Source organism: Salarchaeum japonicum, assembly GCF_049705945.1.
Classification (GTDB): Archaea; Halobacteriota; Halobacteria; order Halobacteriales; family Halobacteriaceae; genus Salarchaeum; species Salarchaeum japonicum_A.
In genome coordinates, this window is the sequence record NZ_JBNAMV010000002.1 from 1 (window position 1) to 21,374 (window position 21,374).

A 21,374-nucleotide genomic window follows, 5' to 3' on the forward strand; every position below is an offset into this window, starting at 1 on the left:
GCCCGCGCACTCAGAATGTCGAACAGCTGCTCGTCGTGGTACTTGTCCATCCGGACGTGTTCGCTGGAGCGCAGCCGGCTCACGAGCCGGTCGTCGACGCGACTGAACAGCTCCTCTTCCTTGTTCGCGATGCAGATGATCGCGAACTGCGGGAGGCTGTGGAGGTCGTAGATGACGCTGGGGTCCTCCAGCTGGTCGACCTCGTCGAGAATGACGACCGTTCGCGGGCCGTCGTGCTGCTGGAGGCGGTCGACGAGTTCGTCGTGCGGCGTCGACTGTCGGTGGATGTCGATGGTCGCGCCGAGGTCGTCGAGGATCTGGTAGAGGGTCCGAAATCGGGTGTAGTTACGCCAGCAGTTGACGTAGGTGGCCTCGACGTCGAGGACCTCTTCGCGGAGCCGTTCGGTGACGAACTTCGAGATGCAGGTCTTGCCAGCGCCGCTGGGTCCGGTGACAATAGCGGTGTCGGCGGGTTCGCCGTTCGTGATGGGCTCAAGGACGCTAGAGAGGTGGTTGACTTCGGCGTCGCGATGCTCAACTTCTCGAGGAACGAACCCGGCGCGGAGAACGCGAGCATCGCGGATCATCTCTATCTGGTAAACAGATTTCTGTCGAGTCATAAAAGCATGACCGGGTTGTTTCCGGAATCATTCCATATAGCCCTTTGCTGATCCTCTAAAAGCCCTTGCAGTAGCGCGATTCTGATTTGTGGAAAGCAGGGATTTCCGAGAGTTTCCGGAATCAACTGCTGGCTGGGAATTCATTATATCGGAACCGCCAATTCGTCACTACCGATCCCGGTTGGCTTCTTGCTCCCAAAGCGACTCACAGCACGCATATGGCTTGAACCTGGGATGGGGTCCTCTTTGGGCTAGATTCGGATTTCTGCTTTCTAGAAGATGTTCCGAACATACCGACCGCGGAACCGTCCGCAGGGATTTAGGTGACTGGTTTTATTTAGCCAATAGGCAATCTATTGGTATCATCGATGACTGACACCTACTTCGTTCATACTAATCGGCAACATCACAATCCAATCGATTTTGAACGACTATTCGAGGACGTCAGCGTAGCAGCGACGTTTGCCGACAAGTCGGAGTACGGAGAACAGCTTCAACCCCTAAATGAGGGCGACAGGGTGTTGATGTATGATCAACCCTCTGGCACCTATGTTGGAGTTGGGACTGTGTCGGAGCCGTGGAGTGGTGAAGGTATTACCGACCCTGAAAAGAAGGTAGCCCCAGACGATGATGTCGAAGAGTTTCACGTCGGCATCGATTGGGAACACTGGCGGCGCCCGACGAATGGCTACAATCGGGCGAAGGTCAACCAGGTCTTAGATTACGACGAGGCGTATGCGCCGCGCCAGTCAGTCATGCCGATTAAGAACAGGTCGGAGGCGTTTAGCCGAGTTTATGACGTAATGAGCGATGGGGGGGAGATGTCCACGATATTGACTTCCGCCCAGCGGGAGGTGCTTGAAGAGTGGCGAGAAGTCGCGGAAAACCACACCGCTGGCGAGGAATTTGATTTCGAAAAACACGACAGGACGAAAGATATCCGGGATCGAGCGGATGCGTTCATCGACGATCCCACCTCGGAACGGTTCAAGTCGATGTGGGACCGGATGCATGCTGCTATCCAACGTGGTAACGCCGAGAACATACTGTCTAAGTGGAATAATTCGATTGATGAACTTGCGGATCTTATAAAAGAAATTCGTGATGCTGATCAATACGACGACCAGTGGGAAGCTGAACTAGGTGGTAAAACGACGGTCCGGGAACTCTTTGGTAACCTCCATATTGAGGAGTATCCGATCATCAACGCCGCTACTGAGAGCGGTCTGGCCTTCTTCGACTACGATCAACCAGGCTCCTACGCAGAGGGCGTCGAGGAGTTCGAAGATTTCCTTGAAACATATGAGCAAGTTGTTGGCCACGCGACAGCGGAAGCTGATCACGGACTCGAGGTCCCGATACGGCTTGAGGTGGATCAGCTATTCAATGTGATCGACAAGGTCGACGAGTCGAGTATCGAGAACGAATCTTCTGACGCGGCAATCCGACTCTATCGGACGGTGCTCGACGCTAAGACTGACTCTGGTACTGAGGGCGGCGATGGATCGACGACAACAATTCAGGACCTCATAGGGACGGACGCCAACCCGTTCTGGGTCAATCAAGGTAATCAAGCTGAAATCCGAGACGAATATCTGAGAGCTAAAGTAGATAATGAGTGGCACCACGACCTTGAACGAGTAGCGGAAGGCGATGTAATCTTCCATAATTTCGACGACGAGCTTATCGGCTACTCAATCGCCACGGGTCATCACGAAACATACTCCTTCCGCGACCAGGAGTACCAGCGAATCGCTGTCGACTTTCACTGGTTCAACGAACCATTCCCTGTCGATAGCGAGCTTAAGGAAATTCTCGGTCAAGACAAGTACCGAACAGAGAAATACTACCCCATAAACTCAAACGATCACCTCCAAGAAGCATATCTCGCGGATCTCTCGGACGCAGCTGCAAACTTTCTCCTCAGCCAAGTTGATATCGACGTCGAGCAGGCGACCTCAACCGACGCCACTGAACTCCCGTCAAAACCGAACAGTGCTGAAGAAATCGAACGCCAGCTCGTCCAGAACAAGCAGGTTATCTTGTATGGTCCTCCTGGAACGGGGAAAACCTTCGACGCGAAGCGTTTTGCGAGACGATGGATCCACGAGCAAACCGAGAGGGAGCCCACAGGGAAACAAATTCGCTCAGTGACGTTCCATCCCTCGTTTTCTTACGAGGATTTCATCGAGGGGTTGACTGCCGACTCAACAGAGTCTGGAAGTGTTACCTACGATGTCGAGGATGGGGTGTTGAAACACGTTGCTGAGGATGCGAACGACGCGCTGGAGGCAACGCCGGCGGGTGAGCGGGCACCGCCGTTTGTCCTGATTATCGACGAGATCAACCGCGGAAATCTTGCTCAGATCTTCGGCGAAGTCATCACCCTTCTGGAGGCCGATAAACGAGGCAGTTTCGAGGTCGAACTAGCACACTCCGGCGATTCGTTCACGCTACCCCCGAATCTCTACATCATCGGGACGATGAACACTGCCGACCAGTCGATATCGCTGGTCGATACAGCACTCCGTCGACGGTTCCGATTTATCGATTTCCCACCAAATCTCGATGTCGTCTTCGGGCAGTACGACACCATCGACGCCGGGATGGAACCCGAAGAACTGCTCACAGCACCTACTGGTGTCGTCTCAGACAGGGACCGGCTCTTAGCAGCGAGTATCCTCGCTATTGATGAACTCAACGAGCGTATTTTGGACGCGGCACAGCTTGGGAAAGGTAAACAGCTCGGCCACACCTACCTCCTTGAACACGATTCGAAGGCAGCAGTCGTCGACGCGTGGCGCTTCGATATATTGCCTCAACTGGAAGAATACTACTTTGGCCAGCTCGACCGGCTTCGAGAAGATCTTCTCGATGGGACTGGCGAGACGCTATTTGACTGGAATACTGAGCGTATTCAGTCATTCTATGCCAACGACCTCTATACGGCGCTCTGTACGCTCGGCGGAATCGAGAATCCAGTCGATCTGTCCGGCCAAGAACGTGATTCATCAGTAGAAGCAGATTCTGGCTCCGCTGACGACACATGGGGGGAGGGAGAACGAACAACTGAAGCGTTCCGTGACCGAGTTTCGTCAACGCTTGATCCGGCAAACGCCGAAAAAATATCCCAGTTGATTGATGATGCCGACGATATCGCCAATCTTGACCCTGGGGACGGCGACTATGCGAGTCTGATGGTAAAAGCGGATTCGGTCAACCCATCTGTCGGGGTTATCCAGATTGAGGAAGATGGTACGATCGAGTTCCGGTGGAACTGGGTAGTCTCGAACGACAACAGTGAGGTTTCACCGGCGTTCATCGATGATGCCGCCACGGTCTTCGAATCGGTTACGGGCTATCAACACGAGTGGGACCCGGAAGACGGGGAGAACGGGGATTTCGAGAGCCCTGAGCTCAACGTACAAGATCTCGCACAGTCAGATATCGACGATCTCATCGAAAGCCTTCGCGAGTTCGTCAATCGGGCGAACGAACAATAGCATGACTGAGTTTCTCCCGATTGGCGGGATCGGTCCACAGATCGACGAAGCTGGCGGCACCGAAACTGAGCCTCCGTCGGAGCCAATCTCTCTCGGGGAACATGAGGAGACGGACCCTTTCCCCGTTTCGCAAGCGGATGCCGAGTTTTTAGAGAGTATGGAGGAGCGTTTTGGGACTGCACCACTCGATGTTTCCTTCGGGAGCGATGGGCAGGTAACCCTCTCTAGTGGGTCGTACGTAGGGGTACTTACGCTGCCCAGCGGTGTTCGCGTCGAGGTCACCCCAAAGCGGACTGTGACCCGGCTACTGTGGGCGCTTCGGTACGCGTTTGATACACCAGTCGACACTCTCGATTTGGAGACGGACTTCACAAGTGCCTCGTCATTTTTTGATGCGATTGGAATCTTATTTCGGGCTGAACTCCACTCGGTGCTCTCTCAAGGTCTTCATCGGGATTACGTCTCCACGAGTAGTATCGAAAAACGTGTGAAAGGCCGAATCGACGTACAACGACAGCTTCAGCGCCCCTCTCCTGTCACGACCGACTTCGCCGTCGACTACGAGGAATTTACCACGGACAATACACTGAATAGGGCGGTATTGGCGTCAATTCGGGTACTCATCACTCTCGTAAGTGATGACGACCTTAGGAGCCAGCTCAGAGTACAGGAGCGACAGCTCAGGGAGTTCGTTAGCGTGGAACCGGTACAGCCAGCAACCGTTCGACGTATCGAACTCTCTCGACTGAATGACCACTACACGACATTACTCGAACTGGCGACGCTGGTGTTAGAGCGAGAATTTTTCGAGGATATCCGTGCCGGAACCCAGCGCTCGCTGGCGTTGTTCGTGAATATGAATACTGTCTTCGAGCGGATCGTCGAACGGGGGTTTCGTGCTATCGCACAAGAACAAGAGGGTCTTCGCGTTGACGGCCAATCCTCGATCCCGAACCTCGTCGACGGTCCCCACTCGGTTTCAATGCGGCCGGACGTCCTCGTCCGGACAGCCGGTGGGGAACCGATACTCGTTGCCGACGCGAAGTGGAAAACCAACCACGAATCGCCGTCTTCTAGCGACGTGTATCAGCTAACCTCTTACATCCTCTCGCTCGAAGTTCCGGGCGTCCTAGTCTATCCCGGTGGGAGTGTGAAGATACCTCCTTCAACAGTGGAAGGTTACTCGTTACACTCCTTCGCAGTGTCGACTGACGCCGACACAGGTTCCTACGATGACTACGTGCAGGATCTTGAAGCAAGTGTGGAGCGATTATTCGATCAAGTCGTTACCGAGGCCTCCGAATCTTCTCGATGAATACTCGATTAGGTGGTTCGAAGTCATTCACTGAATCGGAGGACGGATATCTCGCCATCGAACATCAATCGTTTCTCCCGATTCGAGCTGGATTCGATAGAGCCGTGAGTCCCGTGAATCTCCTGTTTCTACGCCGGCGTCGTCCGAGAGAATATTCACAATTACACCGTGGTCTCCGTGATATTGGTGGTCTGGATCGGTCTTGTCGGGGATGTCTATTCGGACCAGATCTCCTTTGTCTGTGTTTTCCATAGTGTACAGGTGGTGTCTTGGACTCATCCCCGCTCGGCGATAGATAGGTAGAGAGCGTAATTATCAGTTAGTTCTCCAGTATCCCGATCCTCAGTACGTTGAAGATTGACTTCGACACGGGTAGTATCGTCTTCAAAATCGAGCAAGGGCTTGAGGAGGGCTCCTGCTGCCTCAATAAATTCAGGAGTTCCGGTAATTCGAACCGTGGAGATCTCTGTTGGATACTTACTACCTGAGAAGTCGGAAGGCTTCGGAATCACGGCGTCTTTGAGCTCTCCCTCACTTGGTTCGTCCAAACCTTCCATCCACTCCATCGCTTGTTGTTTTACGACGTGTCCAGAGTCAGTGGTGGGCAGTTGGTCTAATTCGGCCATGGTTAGAGTTGGCTCCTACAGCTATTTGAACTTCAGCGCGGTGGGAAGTGATTTAATCTCCTCCTTTCAAATACATCCCCGCGACGACATGGGGCGGTTCTTCCTGTTCTTCCGCCCATTCCTGACGTTCCTCGTATTTCTCTTGTAAATTGTATCGTGAGATGATCTCTCGAACAGCAGCTACCAGTTCTTCCCCCGTGACTTCCTCGTTACGCAAGTCTCGGAATTCGTCGAGGATCTGGTCTGCTGATACAGTCTCAACGATATCCTGGAATTGTGCTAGTGTCTGTTGTTGGTCGGTATTTTCTACAGACGACGCGACTTCTCCGAGTTCGTCAATTACGTAGTCCCGATCAATGCTCGCACCTTGACGGGCTTCTCGCTGGAATTGCTGCCGTTTCCCCATGTCCTCGCCGAACTCCGTCCGTGCCACCTGTACCGCCCGTTCGTAGCGACTGTCGAACGTCTCTGCCTCGACGGATGCGACTGGTTCATCGACGGGACATGTGATTGTTTCAACGATGGTGTCCTTCTCCTGTGTGGCAAGATCCTGACCTCCTTCGCTTGGGAACGTAACGAGGTACGGGGTCGTGTAGTCTCCTTGCCGATAGACAATGACGACGCCGTCGTATTCTCGATCCCACTCCATCGCACTTCGAATACCGTCACGGTCATCCAACCAACTGAGGAGATCCGGATGTTCCTGTTTGAGATCCTGAAGGCTGCTTGCCGGACCGATAAGATCGTCACTCCCGATGATCTCGTTAACGTCGTCTTCGACCTTCTCGATGTCCTCCTCGGCGTAGATGTCCTCCATGTATGACTTGTTCACGTTATCTTCCGGGCTCAGGATCTCCCCGTCTTCGCCGAGAACACTACTGATCTCTTGCACCCGAGACTCAACCCGGTCGACGATACCGAGTTCCTCTTCAAGTTCCGTTTCCGGCAGGAAGTTGAGCGCGTAGATGTCGTCGTGGCCACTCCCGAGGCGGTCAACACGACCGATTCGCTGAATTAGACGCAGGGGGTTCCAGTGTAGGTCGTAGTTGATGACTAAATTTGCATCCTGAAGATTGACCCCCTCCCCCGCCACGTCGGTCGCAAAGAGGACGTCAATCTCTTCACTCGGGTCGATTTCATCCCGTGCATCGTTCGCCTCTGGAGCGAAACGCTGGATGATGCTCTCCACGTTCGACGTGTCACTCGTGGCACTGGCAAACCGAACATCATCAGAGATTAGCCCGCGGTCTTGGAACTGCTCAAACGCAGCTTCCAGATATTCAACCGTGTCTGTAAACTGCGTGAACACGATAAGCTTCTCAGCACGGTCACCGCGTTGGAGGATCTCATGTGACCCAATACGGAGGTTTCCGAGAAGCTGGCGGAGCTGTTCGACCTTGTCATCCATCGCGTAGTCGTTCTGGATGTCCTGATGGAACGGTTCCAGTGTGTCTTGCAGATCAGCTAACAGCTGGATATCGGTCTCCAGATCACGCTTCAGCTGTTCAAGATGGAAGGCCTCTGTTTGGTACGCCGCGTACTCTCCCTCCTCGACCATTTCGTCGATCTCATCAAGAATTGTGTCGATCTGCTCTCCACTGTTAATGAGTTCGGAGACGTCGCTTCCGACAGCGACCGTACCCTCGTCGAGGAGATCCCGGAACATCCGGTAACTCCGAAGCATCCGATTGAGAGACGTGTAGAAGGCATGGACACTGCTTTCCAACCGCTTCAGCAGGTTGGACTTCATCAACCCACGAATGCTCCTCCCCATCGAAGAGAGGTTTTGATACGGGTCCTGATTCGCGTACCCTGTCTTCAGGTATTCCTCTTGACCCAGTGAGTACCGAGCGAACGTGAGGTCTTCCAGCGTCTCCACAATCGCATCGTAGAGTGAATCATTCACACCATCTGCCGTCGAGTACGTCTCATGCAGATTGTAATCGACCGTCTGTAAGTGCCGATCTGGGAGGTACCGTCGTTCGCCACCCATCTGGAGATACAGATTGCCCTCCTCATCTTCCTCACCGTATTGGTCGATGATGTCCTGGCGAGTCCGCCGCACCATCACGTGGCTGAGAAGATTCGAGAGGTCAGTCTCATCGTTCTCCGCCATCTGTGTGAAGTCGTAGAGGTTGGGAGGCGTAATCGGAATCTGCGTGAGGTCTTCGATGTGGAACAGCTTAATCTGATTGTAGACGTCCCACGCGCTTTTCGTATACGGTGTCGCAGTAAGGAGAATTGTCTGATTGACCGTCGGCAGGAACGACTGTAGATTGTCATACCGGTGTGTATCGTCGTTCCGGAAGTGATGCGCTTCATCAACGAGACATACCGTCGTGTCGTCATGCTCTTCCAAGAGCGTCTCGTGGTAGTCCTCCTTCGAGACCATCCCCAGACTGATTACTTCCGCGTTGAAGTTGTACCGCTTGTTGACCATCCGCTCCCACATCGGCTGAAGATGTTTCGGTGAGATGATCAACATCTTCCCCTTGTTACCACGGAGACGATTCCGAGCGTGGAAGTGTTCGAGGAGGCCAAGGCCGACGAACGTCTTCCCCATCCCGACCACGTCGGAGACGAGGACCCCGTCGTATTTGTTGGCGATTCGGATGCCCCGATTCACCGCCCACTGCTGGAACTCATAGAGATCCTCGTATACGTCGAATGACTGGAGATAGTCTTCAGCAGTCTCTAATGTCTCCTTGTAAAGCTCGTAGAGAATCTTCGTGTACACCAGATACGGCGCCGGGAGACCAGTACCACTACTGACCTCACGGAGTGTCTCCGTCGTGTCATCTGGGAGTGAATCATCCGGCAGTGCCGGTGGCTCGTCTTCCGCCGAAACGTGACCCGGATTGTTCGAAACCCAAGAATCTTCGAATGCGTCTAGGAGGTCGGCGTCGAATTCTACGGCGTCGTCCCACAAGTCATCGAACCAGTCCTTCAGTTGCGTAACTCTCTCGTTGTAGACGGGTGCGTTTAGTTCCGTATTGCTGTGGAGCCCACTGAGACTGAGATTCGACGAACCGACGACGCCGACGTCTTTGGGTGTAAAGATGTCTCCTTCGTCTTTTTCGAAGAGATATGCCTTTGCGTGGAACCGTTCCTGAAGGTACAGCTTTGGCTGGATACGTCCCTGTTCTAGCCAGTCGATTAGCTTCGTGAAGAACGCTTGATTCTCTGCAGTCGGGTTTTCGTAAAGCAGCTGGTTCGAGTAGTTGTTCGCGGTTTCGGCACGAATCTCTGTGCGCTCACTCCACTTGACGTTCTGTGACTGTTTGAATTTCGTACCAGTGAGACGGAGGTTCTGATGAGCCTCTATGAGCTCGTCCAACCCCTGCTGATCTGGATTCCCTATTAGGACTTGGAGTGTACCACCGTTGTCGAGGAATTCATCCAGCTCTGGACGAAGTCGCTTCAGGCCGCTCATATAGAGGTACCCGACAGCGATCCGAATCCGATCCACACCGTCGCTTTCGAGTCCTGATTTTAATACCTCGTCAAGGTGGGAGTAGCGCCGATTGTCGATAATACCGATAGAATTCTCCTCACTCATTATCTGTTCTCGATAATTGATGTTCCCAGTCGTTAGTCGAGACGATCATGTAGTCTATCCATTTCACCGGTCACTACTAAAGTCCCCATCTCGGAATTCCAGTTTCATATCTCGGTTTCATATATAAACTCTCCAACTAACTGTTCAGCCGCCCTATCGTTCGTAATTCCTGTGACCGTGTACTTGCCCGTTCGAAATAAGATCAGCAAGCCCCCATGCATATCTGATCTGAAATAAAGGGCTGGATGGTTCTCAGGATGGTGCTCTGTTTTCCCCGGGAGATCAGAATGTAACTCTTCGAGATCCAATTCGATTCTGAACTCTCCTTTGTAGAGTAGATTCCTAATCTCGAAGTGCTCCTGCTGAACCTCCTCTCCAAGCACCTTTTCCAATACTTCCGTTACCTTTCTTGCAGCTTCCCGAGCATTCTCAAAGCTGTCTGCCCCAGTGAGGTGATATTCCCCACTATGGAACAACATAATAGTTGCTCCCTTCAACTGCAACTGTAGTCCTGGAGCGATTTCTGGTTCGTACTTAGCTTTAGAAGCACCAATCTGTTCGAAAGCGCTGTGGAGATCTATCTCGATGTCAAGAGTACCGCCAGCGACGACATTTACCAGTTCAAGATCCATTCGAATTTGCTCAGTTGCCGGGTGATTAGCGCTGGCGATCCCGGTTCCTGATTTGCTTGATTAACCGCTCGACGCTTTGATATACTTCTTCCCGCTCCTCCTCATTCGCATCCAAGATATCAAACACTACTTCATCCAGTTTACTACGGGCTTCTAGATCGAATTCATCATACACTGCTTCAGGTTCGTGCTGATCTAGTTCTTCGAAGGCCTCAATGAGTGCTTCTTCCTCGTCGTTCGAGATGACTTCCGGTTCAGGAATCGGGAAAGATTCTAATTCATACACGGCTGTGTCAATCGAACGACCAGACATTTCGCTACTATACAAGACCTTTACCAGTGCATACAAAGTCGAATTCAGAAGGGCAGCAAAGACTTTTGGATGATACTTTTCCTGATCTATGTCGATGCCGTAGAATCTATCCGTGGCATACACAGGTTCATCTGAATAGTATACTGCGTGTTTTGTATAATGAGTCCGTTGCCAGACGATCTGTGATTTCTTAATATCGGAACCGATGTCGTACCATGGATTCCGGCCCTTAATCGTTCGACGAGAGGGATATTCCTGATCTTCACCCCACTCTATGAACTTTTGGAGTCCTTTTGGAAGAGCAGACTTGTCAGTATCATTTATTTTTAGGAGTTTCCGTTCCAGCCGGTCAGGAGCGATAATCCGTTCGTTGAGATTTCGAGGGCTTTTGACCAAGGGGTGGAGGTATTCATCCCCAATACTATACTCTTCTATTTTCTGACCATCCGGGAAGTAGAAATCATTAGCACCAGACTTGATTCCGAAGAAGACATCATTAGCCACCTCTACAAGGGGGGTGAATCTATCATGGTTCCGGCTCATGAGCCGGAAGTACACGTCTGGGGCTTGTAGATAGATCCCCCACTTTGAGTCTTCGGAGTACGAGCCAGAGGAGTAGATTCCCTGTGTTTCTTCGTCGAAGCTTTCTATACTGGCCTGAGAGCCAGTCACACCAGTATTTTCGCTGTAAACCCTCTCTTCATCGTCCTGAACTTCCAAGCTCCCGCCGCCGAGCCTCCACAAACTTGACTCTGGCACGGAAACCCGACGTCCATATTGAATTGGCGAATAGTAGAGGGTTTCTTCACCATATTCAATTACTTCAGCTTCTTCTTGCTCACTGATTAGTGCACTACTGATAGTTTCTGACTGGACGATATTTTCGTAATGTTCCTCAAAGGTTAGGAACTCCGCATCGCCGCTCAGGGACTGCGTCGATTCCCGATTAGCTAAAGAGATAACCGTATTGACGTCCGCATCCTCAAAGATCGGACCTGCCCGGTTATCAAGCAAGTATTTCAGACTTGAATGCCGTAGCAGCCCTTCCTGAAGTCGCTTCCCGTAATTCACATCAAGCCATGAATTCGAGGTGATGTACGTGAGAGTCCCCCCTTCTCGGAGGAGATCCAGCCCCTTGAAGAAGAAATACACGTAAATGTCACTTCGCTTGTAAGGGCTGATGTCGAATGTTTTCTCTACATACTCCACCAGGTCGTTCTTGTACTGTTTCTTCAACGACGAGACCTCGCTGCTGTCCATCTCATCAAGCCGCTCAGGATGGATTCCCTGATCGATGATGTCCTCTTGACGGACATATGGTGGATTACCGATGACGATGTCGAATCCACCCTCGACCATCACGTCGGAGAAATCGATGTCCCACATGAAGAACCCAGCAGCACCGGCTTCGTCAATCGCATTACGAGTATCTTTGAGCTCTTCAATCCGTTCTTCGACGTCGTCATCGATCTGTTTGTCCTTTGTGTCTCCGAAGAGAGTTTGCTGAGAACCTCCCTTAGAGAGATTGTCGATGAGGCCGTTGATGTGGTTTTTGAGAAGCTCCACTTGCTTCTCTTCGATCTCCCGTGTTCGGTCGCCCTCACCTTCGAAATGTTCGCGCTTCAGCTCTTTCAGCTCCGTGAGGAGGTCACCAGTATCCCCATCAAGTGTTCGCGTGAGTGTGTCCAGGGAGACGAACTCTCCATCGAGCTTCTGAATCAGGCTGTCACCAACCTTGAGCTTGAAGGAGAAGTTCGGTAGCACCGGGCGTTGGTCGGGAAGCTGCTCCTCTCCCTCAACAAGCGAAAGCCAGAGTCGGAACTCAGCAACCCGGACGGCCCAGTCCTTAATATCAACGCCGTACAGGTTCTCGTTGATGATCTGCTCTTTGAGGTGGTAGTCCGGTGTCGTGCCGAGCTTTCGGTAAAGTTCGGTGACCACTTGCTTCATCCCCACCAGGAACGCACCACTACCACAGGCGGGGTCAACGATACGCAGTTCGTGGAGGATACTCTCCAGTTGCTCTGTTTTCCCGCTGCTCTCCGCATCCCAGTCCTGTGGCTCACTGAAGATAAACTCGACAATCTGCTGTTTTCCTTCGGCATCGAGATCGTTTGCATGGTCACAGAACTGCTCGTACAGTGCCATCCGGCACATCAGATCCACCTCAACACGAGGCGTGTAGAAGATCCCAGCTTCGCCGCGTTCCTGCTCAGCAATCAGAGACTCGTAGATCTTCCCGAGCATCGCGGGATCGACGGCGACGTCGATATCGTAGGGGCTCTCTTCAGTGACGGTGAAGTTGTACTGTTCGAGGAACTCCTTGATCACCGACTTTAGCGCAGAATCTGATAGGAACGTGTCGCGTCCGTCCTCCTCAGTCGGCTGGAAGAGTCCACCGTTCATGTACGGGAGCTCAGCAATAGCCGTCTCGACTTCGGAGGGGAGGTCAGCATCGATCTCTCCGCCTTCCGGGCTGTTCATACCCTCAAAGAACAGCGCCGAGAGCCACTTCTCGTGGAACACGTCTTCCTCGTTGGACTCCTCGTACTGCTGGTGGAACCATCGGACGAAGTCCTTCCGGTCACCAATCCAGCCCTTCTTCTGGAGATAGTAGAAGAACATCAACCGGTTTAGCATCGTGTGTGCGTACCGGTCGGCGTCCTCAATCTCCAGTCCCTTACGGCGAAGTTCCTTACTGAGCGTGTCGAAGGCGCTCTTGTAGTTCTCGTAGAAATCCTCAGTGACGGGCTTAACTCGGAACGCCTCATCGATGCGTTCTGCCAGCCGCCCTTTGCTGGCGTCCATATTCGACAGCGCATTTGCAACGGTGCGGTGGGTCTCGCCTTCCCCGAGGGTGTACCGGCGCAGAACAGGACGGCCAGTCGTGATGTCGTCCGTGCCTTCCTCGTAGGGTGTGACGAGGTGCCAGATGTCCTCGTCAGGGGCGTGGAATACAGTCAGGAAGGAGCCGTCGATGGCCCACCCACTCGTTCGGTCTGAACGAGTGAGGCTCTGGATGGCGTTTCGTTCGGCTGTCCGGGTCAGCTTCTCCAGTTCGACGTAGATGACACGGAAGTTTCCTGCTTCGGCGAATAGTCGAGCGGCGTTCGCCCGAGCTGTGTTCGGCCACTCGTGAACGGGAATATCCTGCCAAGTTGCGTCGCCCAAGGCAGACATTGTCTCTTCGAAGTTGAGAACTTGAACGAAGAGGTCTTGGAAGAACTGGGTAGCCGCCTCTCCGGTTGAGCGGTAATCTCGTTCAAAATCGTCTAAGGAGAGGTCCTCGTCTAAACGGCGACGAATTTCCTTGGTTTGCTCCTCAGTCATGGATATCGAGTTTAGAGGAGGTGGTTTCTTCGAAGTAAATGGACATACAGCACTATCCTCGGTCACGTGTCTTAAAAGTTGATCAGACTTTCTCGCACGGTCCACGGAACGACGCTTCTGAACACCTGCTTGCCGAACTGGAAATTGGAGGTGGTAGGAGTCGATAGGATTCTCTCCAAGTCCGTCAGGTGTGATCGTTTTCAAATTGCCCGTCATCCAAATATGACCTCAGACCCAGTAGATATTCTCGATGACCTGGCTGACCAGGTCGCCGAGGAATTCGAGGCGTACAGACAGCCGGACGAATTCAAAGACGTATCGCTTGTCATCGACAACAACGATCCAGACCGGCCAACGCTGATCGTACACGTCGATAGAGAGGACGCCGATACGCTGGCCGATGAGATAGAGGACTTCCTGCAAGAACGGGGTGCTCGAACTCAGCGTGAACGACACTCGGACAAAGATGTCCGGGTGCTAGCGACCGTCGGCTGAGTTCTCAGTCCTCTCTGTTTTATTTTGGCCCCTCTCGGTAAGCCACTCCTAAGCTGTCAGTCTCGCCAAGAGTGAAGTGAGACCGATATCTTGGTAGGGAGTGTTCGATGGATTCAACGCTTCTCACCGGTCCGAAACACGCCCGATTGGAACGACGGGCATTTCAGCGGGCTGATGACATCGCCACCGATTCGCTGGGGAGTATTCTCTATATAACGCGGAACGACGCTCGCCGGAGCATGGTCGAGGATCGCTGGGCCGCGTCCCACGAACCCCTCCGTCTTCGTGCCGAGACGCTCGATGCGGTCGTTCGGGAGTGGTATGAGGACCTCCACGGTCCGGTTCACCCCCTCTCGGGGCAACTGAACCGCCGGTTGGCGGAGTACGCGCTTGACAGAACGACAGCTCAAACAGATGGCGCTCTCGCCGGCGAACCGGCCTCGGCCGCTCTCGCGGATTCGTTCAGTAGTCGTTTCTCACTCTTCGATGACGCCGGTGTCGGGACCGCCGACGCACTGGCGGCGGAGTTCGAGGGCTCAGCCCTCGATGACCGTATCGCGGCAGCTACTGTCGACGCGTACCGCCACTACCAGGACCTCCATGCTGACTACGTTGATGAGTGGGTCTGTACCCGAGGAGAGATGTTCGACGCCGTCGCGACGGCGGACCAGTCATTATCGACGCTCTCCCCGGAACTGGATGTCGTCGTCCTCTCCGGGTATCACGAGTTCCGTCCTGTCGAACGACGCCTCATCGAACGCCTCGTCGACGAACTTCCAATGATCGCGCTGCTGCCGCTCCACCAAGATGGCCGAAGCGGAGTCGACGCCGTTGCGGAGGACGCCTTAGAGGTCTACGAAGCACTTGACTTTGAGACAGTAGAACTCGAGCCCGTCGACGAGTCAGGGCGGGCCTTCGGAACGATCACGGAAGCGCTCTATCGCCCGGACCCCGACACCGTCCCTTCTCCAGACGCTCTGCGATGGCGTGAACTCCCGACGCCCGAGCGCGAGATTCGCTTCGTCGCTCGCGAGCTCCGGACTGAGTTGGCCAATGGTCGCGACCCCGACGACTTGGCCGTCGTCGTCCCCGGGACCGAGGCCTATTCGGGGAACGTCGAGGACACGTTCGATACGTTCGACATCCCGCACGTCACGACCGCCGCCTCACAGCTGAACCGGACGTTCACCGGGAGTGTCGTCCACGATCTCCTGAACCTCGCCGAACCGGATCCGCGGGCCGAGGACCTCACGTCCCTGTTAGCAAATCCACTGGTTGACGTCGTCGACACCGACCAAGCCAACGCCGTCACGGCAGCTGCTCGCCGGCGTGACACGGTTTCTGTGTCACCCCTGCTCGATGACGTCGACGGCGAGTCGGCGGCCCTAATCGAGGAGCTGCTGGCCACGCTAGAGACGCTCCGAACGGAGGACATCGAGGGCGCAACCGAGACGCTCCGACGACTGTTGGACGACCGGTTCGACCTGGAGGCGGCGACAGAGGACTACGCCAGCGGCGCCGAGCAAGCCGTCGAACAGCGAGCCTACGACCTCGTAGACGAGGTCCTCTCCTCGTTCGAGTCGCTGGCGGCGGTCAATAGCGATCTCTCCCCGTTGGCACTGTTCACCCGTGCCTTCGATGGTGTTCCGATCCGGGTTCCGCAGCGCGCTGCTGGCGGTCACGTCGAAGTGATGGGGTTGCTCGACGCCCGGATGCGCTCGTTCGAGAAGGTGTTTCTCGTGGGACTGACGAGCGAGCACTTCCCAGTGACACCGGAACGCCCGGCCTTCTTCGAGGAGATGACCGACGCCCATCCGCGGTTCGACACCGGCGACGAGCGACTCCGTGGCCGCTATCTCTTCGCGACGCTGCTCGCGAACGTCGATGAACTCACGATCACCACACCAGAGACGGGCGACGACGAGTCCGCCGTCGTCCGGTCGCCGGTCCTCGACGAACTCCAGCGCGTGACCGGCATCGAACCCGAAGATGGCGTCGACGACCGCGTAGGCTCCCGCGAAGATCTCCAGCGCCACGTCGCTGCAACGGCCGACCGGCGTGCGGCAGTCAGCCGCGCCGGCGACCGAGGTGACCTCTCACCCGAGCAGACCAAGCGAACGGATCGGGGACTCCACTGTGCGGACAACAGGGGAACGGCTGGCCTCTCCGAACACGACGGCGTGTTAGAACCCGAGACCGTCGCTGAGGTCTATCCTCCGTCGGAACGAGAACCCTACAGCGCGAGTCGGATCGAGCGATACGTCGAGTGTGGGTTCAAGTTCTACGCCGAGAAAGTGCTCGGAATCGAGGATCCCGACGACGTTGAGGTCGTCCCTACGCCCCTCGAAACCGGGTCGTACGTTCACGACGTTCTCGAACGATTTTTCGCGGATCTGCAGGACGAGACCGGGGATGGTGTCGATCTCACGGACTTTAACCGGGACGACCTGGCGACGCACCTTCGCGAGATCGCCGTTGAGGAACTCCGGGATGCTGACTTCGAGTACGACGGCCTGTTCTACGAACGGTGGAAGGCGGAGCTGTTCGCGGGTCTGGGTGACGGCGTGAGCGCTCCGTACGAGGCTGGGAGCAAACCCCACGACGCACCGGAACAGGGGTTGTTCGCTACCTTCCTCGACAACGAACTCTCGCGGGACGGCGCTGACCGCCCACACTTGTTCGAGGCCCCGTTCGGCGAGGGACTTCCCGACTCGGATGCTGGGCCGTTCACAGTTGAGCGACCGGACGGCTCGACTGTCTCGATTCGGGGATACATCGACCGCGTTGACGTGAGCCAGGGTGGCGAACAACCGACGCTCACGCTCTACGACTACAAGACTGGTCGAGCACCGTATATGACGAAGACAACCGGCGGCACGAAGTTTCAACTCCCCATTTATCTGCTTGCTGCGGCCAACGTCGTCGACGGTGATCTGTTCGAGCAGGGATCGCTTTCAGCGACGTACTATCAGGTGCGACCCCCCAACGACCTCAAGGTTCCACGCGGCGTCGAATCGAAGTTCGATTCAGAGGCCGAACTCCGCCGGTTCCTGAACGATGTTGTTCCGGAGTGGCTGGCCCAAATCGACGAGGCGATCGGCAACGGTCGGTTCCACACGACCCTCCTGTCGGCCCGCGGAGCGAACTGCCGTTACTGTGACTACCGTCGGGCGTGCGATGTCCGCCATCACCGCAAGCGGGAGTTCGTCGACGAGGTTAACGAGGACGACGCTGCGTACGTTCCGCTCCGTGTTCGCGACGACGAGGACATCGAGACGGTGATGAGCGATGACTGAGGACCCCGAGGAGATTCAGCTCACAGAGGAACAGGAGGACGCGCTCGTCCAGGGCCGGAACGTCGCGATCACTGCCGGCGCCGGGACGGGGAAGACGACAACGCTCACCGAGCGGTACGTGACGATACTGGCCGAAAACCCATCGCTCACGCCGGAGAACATCGTTACGATCACCTTCACACGAAAGGCCGCTGCCGAACTGACCGAGCGCGTTCGGGAGGAGGTGTACGACCGGCTCGAGGCTGTCGACTCACCAGAGGCCTATCACCGCTGGCGAAACGTCCTCGACGACCTGGAGGATGGCTACGTCCACACCATTCACGCGTTCTGTACGCGGCTCTTGCGAGAACGGGCCGTCGAGGCTCCGGTCCCGCTCGGCTTCGACGTGCTCGATGAAGACGGCGCCGCGACACTCCAACGCGAAGTCGTAACGGAGTTCCTCGAACGCAACCAGGACGATGATGACGTCGCGCTCCTCGCGCAGCTCTGGGGTCGCGACCAGCTGGTCGATGTACTCGCTGGATTACTCGATGAGCGCCCGCAGAGCGAGGCCGTCCTCGATGAGTGGCGTGATGCCGAGGTCGCCGACTACGTCGATATCTGCTGGGAGGTCGTTTGTGATCTCGACGTCGCCGACGCCCGACAGACGCTGTATGCGGACGGACTCCTTGGCCAGCTACGCACGGTTGCGGGCCGTGTCGACCGCGAGGGCGCTATCGCCGACGAAGACGGTCTTCGGGCCTACCGGACCTTCTCTGAGGTCGCGACGACACTCCCTGACGACCCAGAGGAAAGCGATCCTCGCGACTGTCAGCGGGCAATCCTCGAGCTCTACGAGGCCTGTGAGAAGAAGAACGGCGGCCTGTACAGCAGTTCGGGGTACGTCGTCGGTGACCGGGACGATTGGGGTGAGTACGGTGACGTCTACGACGACCTGAAAGATGCCATCGACGCGGTCATCGCGGCCGTCGAACCGCACGCGGATGCAGTCGAGACGACACCCGGTGAGCTCGAAGCAAACAGCGCCCATTACGCGCTGGCTCTGATGCGGGTCTTCGATGACGTCCTCGCCGCCTACGCCGACGAGAAGGAGCGCCGCGATACGCTCGACTTCCCCGACGTGATCGAGACAACGCTTGAGTTCCTGCGAACGAACGATGCCGTCACGGAGCGGCTTCAAGACCAGTTTGCAGCCGTGATGGTCGACGAGTTCCAGGACACGGACTCGCGCCAGTGGGGGTTAGTCAAGCACCTCACGGGCGTCGACGAGCAGACTGCGTCGAACGTCTTTCTGGTCGGCGACGAGAAACAGAGCATCTACGGATTCCGTGGGGCCGACGTGACGACGTTCGGGGATGCGCGCAGAGAACTCCAGACCGTCAACGAGGCTCGTGGGGTTGACGACGTTCCTGACAGCGATGCCGAGAGTCCGACCGCCCTCGAACTCTCTGGGAATTTCCGGACGCTGGACGAGCCGTTGTCGTTCCTGAACGAGCTCTTCGAGTACCTGTTCCAAGCAGAAGGTGAAACCCACGAACCCTACGAAGCGCCACCACAGGAGTTGACCACGCAACGCGACCGTGTCGAGGACATCGAGGGACTGACCGGGAGTGTCGAGTATCTCGCTGTGCCCGACGATGCCGATACTGCAGCGGAACTCTTCGGCGACGACCATCCGGTCGCCGAAGGTGCGCTGGACCACACCATCGAGGCCGAGGCGCAAGCGCTTGCTGCTCGACTGACCCACCTGTTCGACGATCCGCCGCAAGTCCAAGACCCCGACACAGGTGCTCATCGTGACGCTACGCCGGACGACACGGCAATCCTCCTCCGCCGGCGAACTCATCTGGATCGGTATCAGCGCGCTCTCGAGGAGTACGACATCCCCTACACTGTCGTCGGTGGCGTCGGGTTCTACGATACGCCTGAAGTCCAGGCGCTCACGAACCTGCTTCGAGTACTCGGTGATCCACAGGACGACGTCTCCCTCTACGGGGTGCTTCGGTCGCCGCTGTTCGGATTCGCGGATGATCGCCTCGCACCGGCGGTCGCAGAGGCTGATTCAGTGTGGGACGCACTCGCCGAGACGGACGATCCACAGCTCGCGGACGCGTTCGACCTCCTCACAACGTGGCGGACTCTCAGCGGCTGTGCGACGCCGTCCGAAGATGGCGTCCTCCCGTGGAACCGCTTGCTGTCCCGGGTGATCGACGACACCGGGTATCTGGCAAGTGTGAGTGCAGATGAACGCGGTCGACAGGCCGTCGCGAACGTCGAGAAGTTCCGCGACCAGGTCCGTACTTGGAGCGAGAATGGTGTTCACACAGCTGCCGGGTTGCTCCACCGGATCGACCGCCAAGCAGAGATCGACCCCCGAGAAGGGGAGGCTGACATCCCCGGCGATGTGGAGGGCGTCCGGATAATGACGATTCACGCCGCGAAGGGACTCGAGTTCCCAATCGTCACTGTCCCCGATCTCGGAAGTGACCTCAATTTCGGGCGATCCGTCGATGACCACGGCTATGTCCGCCTCGTCGAGGGGACAACTGATGCCCCACCAATTCCAGCAGTGGGTGGTCCCCACCCCAACGATGCGTTCTCAATCGAGAAGACTGCAGTCCACGAATATGCCGATCGCCGCTTGCTCCCGCAAGAGCGTGCGGAATCCAAACGACTGCTCTACGTGGCCTGTACCCGAACCCGGGACCACCTGCTGCTGTGTGGAACACACGACATCGATATCGATGAGTCTGGCCACATCGAACTCGGTGAGCCAGATGATTTCGACGACGCCAGTCGATGGCGGGATTGGCTCCAGCCCATTCTGTTTGACGACCATGAGCTAGTCGCTGAGGCTTTCCACGATGGAGCTACAGACGCTCGAATTGGTGATGCCCCATACACCTTTCAGGCGCCACCTCGGCCGGTTGAATGGCAATCTGAGGCTCCGACTGAAGAGTTAGACCCTGCGATTACTGTCCCTTCCCCGCCGGAACGTCAGGCTGCCGTTCGCGTTGCCGCGACGACCCTCGTCAGTGCTGTTGCGGATGCCTCCGAAGACAGACACAGCTACACGTCGGGGGATGGGACAGTCGGATTGAGTCCCACCACCTTTGGAACTGTTGTCCATCGGCTCAATGAGCTCCGTCCCCCACGAGAAGAGTGGCCCTCGTTTATTCGTCAATTGAGTCGTATGGGGAGCGAGGAACCGACGGATGACGATCTCCAAGCGGCCGTGAGCCATGCCCAGGATGCGATCCGGTTCGTCGATGAAACTGAGGCGGACCTCCCACTCGAAGCGACCTATGACGAGTACTCAGTTGTCGCTCGTCTTGATGATTCCCGCATAGTGGGTGATATTGACCGTCTTCTGGTCACTCCTGATGCGTATCATATCATCGACTACAAGACGAACGATCTTTCGTCGACGACGACTGATACCCTCGCTGACCACTATCGGCCGCAAATGCTTGCCTACGCTCTCGCGCTCTTCCAGCACGATCCCGCCCGGCAGGTTCGTGCTTCACTCCGGTTTACCGATGTTGGGGTGGAAGAACGGTTTGAGTGGCAACGGAGTGAACTGACTGATATCGAATCTGAACTTCGCTCTATGTTGGAGCTCGTCTCCTGAGCCACATTTACTGATTCTATCCTAACTATTCTAGAGTAGTGAACTATTCTGGAA

10 protein-coding genes are annotated in these 21,374 nt (G+C 55.7%); 5 read left to right on the forward strand and 5 right to left on the reverse strand.

The window, feature by feature from the left end; translation table 11 throughout:
* The coding region (locus tag ACOZ4O_RS00660) for a Cdc6/Cdc18 family protein (protein ID WP_424523510.1) at window positions 1-587 on the reverse strand (587 nt) is incomplete at its 3' end.
* A 401-nt stretch (window positions 588-988) separates the two neighbouring features.
* On the opposite strand from ACOZ4O_RS00660, the gene ACOZ4O_RS00665 reads away from it, so the two are divergent.
* Together ACOZ4O_RS00665 and ACOZ4O_RS00670 are read left to right on the forward strand one after the other, a co-directional pair.
* On the forward strand, window positions 989-4,123 hold the full coding sequence (locus ACOZ4O_RS00665; protein ID WP_424523446.1) for an McrB family protein: 3,135 nt from the start codon (window positions 989-991) through the stop codon (window positions 4,121-4,123).
* Window position 4,124: 1 nt separating this feature from the next.
* Window positions 4,125-5,438 (forward strand): McrC family protein, encoded by a 1,314-nt coding sequence (locus ACOZ4O_RS00670; RefSeq protein WP_424523447.1) that lies wholly within the window; start codon window positions 4,125-4,127, stop codon window positions 5,436-5,438.
* Between the two features lie 275 nt (window positions 5,439-5,713).
* Here the strand turns inward: ACOZ4O_RS00670 and ACOZ4O_RS00675 are convergent, their stop codons facing one another.
* The 4 genes from ACOZ4O_RS00675 to ACOZ4O_RS00690 form a co-directional block, all read right to left on the reverse strand.
* On the reverse strand, window positions 5,714-6,064 hold the full coding sequence (locus ACOZ4O_RS00675) for a hypothetical protein (protein WP_254270766.1): 351 nt from the start codon (window positions 6,062-6,064) through the stop codon (window positions 5,714-5,716).
* Window positions 6,065-6,116: 52 nt separating this feature from the next.
* The gene (locus ACOZ4O_RS00680; protein ID WP_424523448.1) at window positions 6,117-9,623 is read right to left on the reverse strand and encodes a helicase-related protein; all 3,507 of its coding nucleotides are present in this window, start codon (window positions 9,621-9,623) and stop codon (window positions 6,117-6,119) included.
* A 104-nt stretch (window positions 9,624-9,727) separates the two neighbouring features.
* On the reverse strand, window positions 9,728-10,255 hold the full coding sequence (locus ACOZ4O_RS00685) for a hypothetical protein (protein WP_424523449.1): 528 nt from the start codon (window positions 10,253-10,255) through the stop codon (window positions 9,728-9,730).
* A gap of 25 nt (window positions 10,256-10,280) precedes the next feature.
* A complete protein-coding gene (locus ACOZ4O_RS00690; RefSeq protein ID WP_424523450.1) occupies window positions 10,281-13,898 on the reverse strand; it encodes an Eco57I restriction-modification methylase domain-containing protein in 3,618 nt (1,205 codons plus the stop codon).
* 222 nt (window positions 13,899-14,120) lie between these two features.
* Between ACOZ4O_RS00690 and ACOZ4O_RS00695 the strand changes: the two genes are divergently transcribed.
* The 3 genes from ACOZ4O_RS00695 (at window position 14,121) to ACOZ4O_RS00705 (ending at window position 21,320) form a co-directional block, all read left to right on the forward strand.
* The gene (locus ACOZ4O_RS00695) at window positions 14,121-14,393 is read left to right on the forward strand and encodes a hypothetical protein (RefSeq protein ID WP_424523451.1); all 273 of its coding nucleotides are present in this window, start codon (window positions 14,121-14,123) and stop codon (window positions 14,391-14,393) included.
* Window positions 14,394-14,632: 239 nt separating this feature from the next.
* Complete coding sequence (locus ACOZ4O_RS00700; RefSeq protein WP_424523452.1) at window positions 14,633-17,689, forward strand: PD-(D/E)XK nuclease family protein; 3,057 nt, start codon at window positions 14,633-14,635, stop codon at window positions 17,687-17,689.
* Complete coding sequence (locus ACOZ4O_RS00705) at window positions 17,682-21,320, forward strand: UvrD-helicase domain-containing protein (RefSeq protein ID WP_424523453.1); 3,639 nt, start codon at window positions 17,682-17,684, stop codon at window positions 21,318-21,320. Before ACOZ4O_RS00700 ends, ACOZ4O_RS00705 begins: the two co-directional genes overlap by 8 nt.
* The last annotated feature ends 54 nt before the right edge of the window (window positions 21,321-21,374 follow it).

What these genes read in the sequence shown, in the direction of transcription:
- ACOZ4O_RS00665 (WP_424523446.1), top strand. Translation starts at nt 989, where the DNA reads ATGACTGACACCTACTTCGTTCATACTAATCGGCAACATCACAATCCA.
- ACOZ4O_RS00670 (WP_424523447.1), top strand. Translation starts at nt 4,125, where the DNA reads ATGACTGAGTTTCTCCCGATTGGCGGGATCGGTCCACAGATCGACGAA.
- ACOZ4O_RS00675 (WP_254270766.1), bottom strand. Translation starts at nt 6,064, where the DNA reads ATGGCCGAATTAGACCAACTGCCCACCACTGACTCTGGACACGTCGTA.
- ACOZ4O_RS00680 (WP_424523448.1), bottom strand. Translation starts at nt 9,623, where the DNA reads ATGAGTGAGGAGAATTCTATCGGTATTATCGACAATCGGCGCTACTCC.
- ACOZ4O_RS00685 (WP_424523449.1), bottom strand. Translation starts at nt 10,255, where the DNA reads ATGGATCTTGAACTGGTAAATGTCGTCGCTGGCGGTACTCTTGACATC.
- ACOZ4O_RS00690 (WP_424523450.1), bottom strand. Translation starts at nt 13,898, where the DNA reads ATGACTGAGGAGCAAACCAAGGAAATTCGTCGCCGTTTAGACGAGGAC.
- ACOZ4O_RS00695 (WP_424523451.1), top strand. Translation starts at nt 14,121, where the DNA reads ATGACCTCAGACCCAGTAGATATTCTCGATGACCTGGCTGACCAGGTC.
- ACOZ4O_RS00700 (WP_424523452.1), top strand. Translation starts at nt 14,633, where the DNA reads ATGGTCGAGGATCGCTGGGCCGCGTCCCACGAACCCCTCCGTCTTCGT.
- ACOZ4O_RS00705 (WP_424523453.1), top strand. Translation starts at nt 17,682, where the DNA reads ATGACTGAGGACCCCGAGGAGATTCAGCTCACAGAGGAACAGGAGGAC.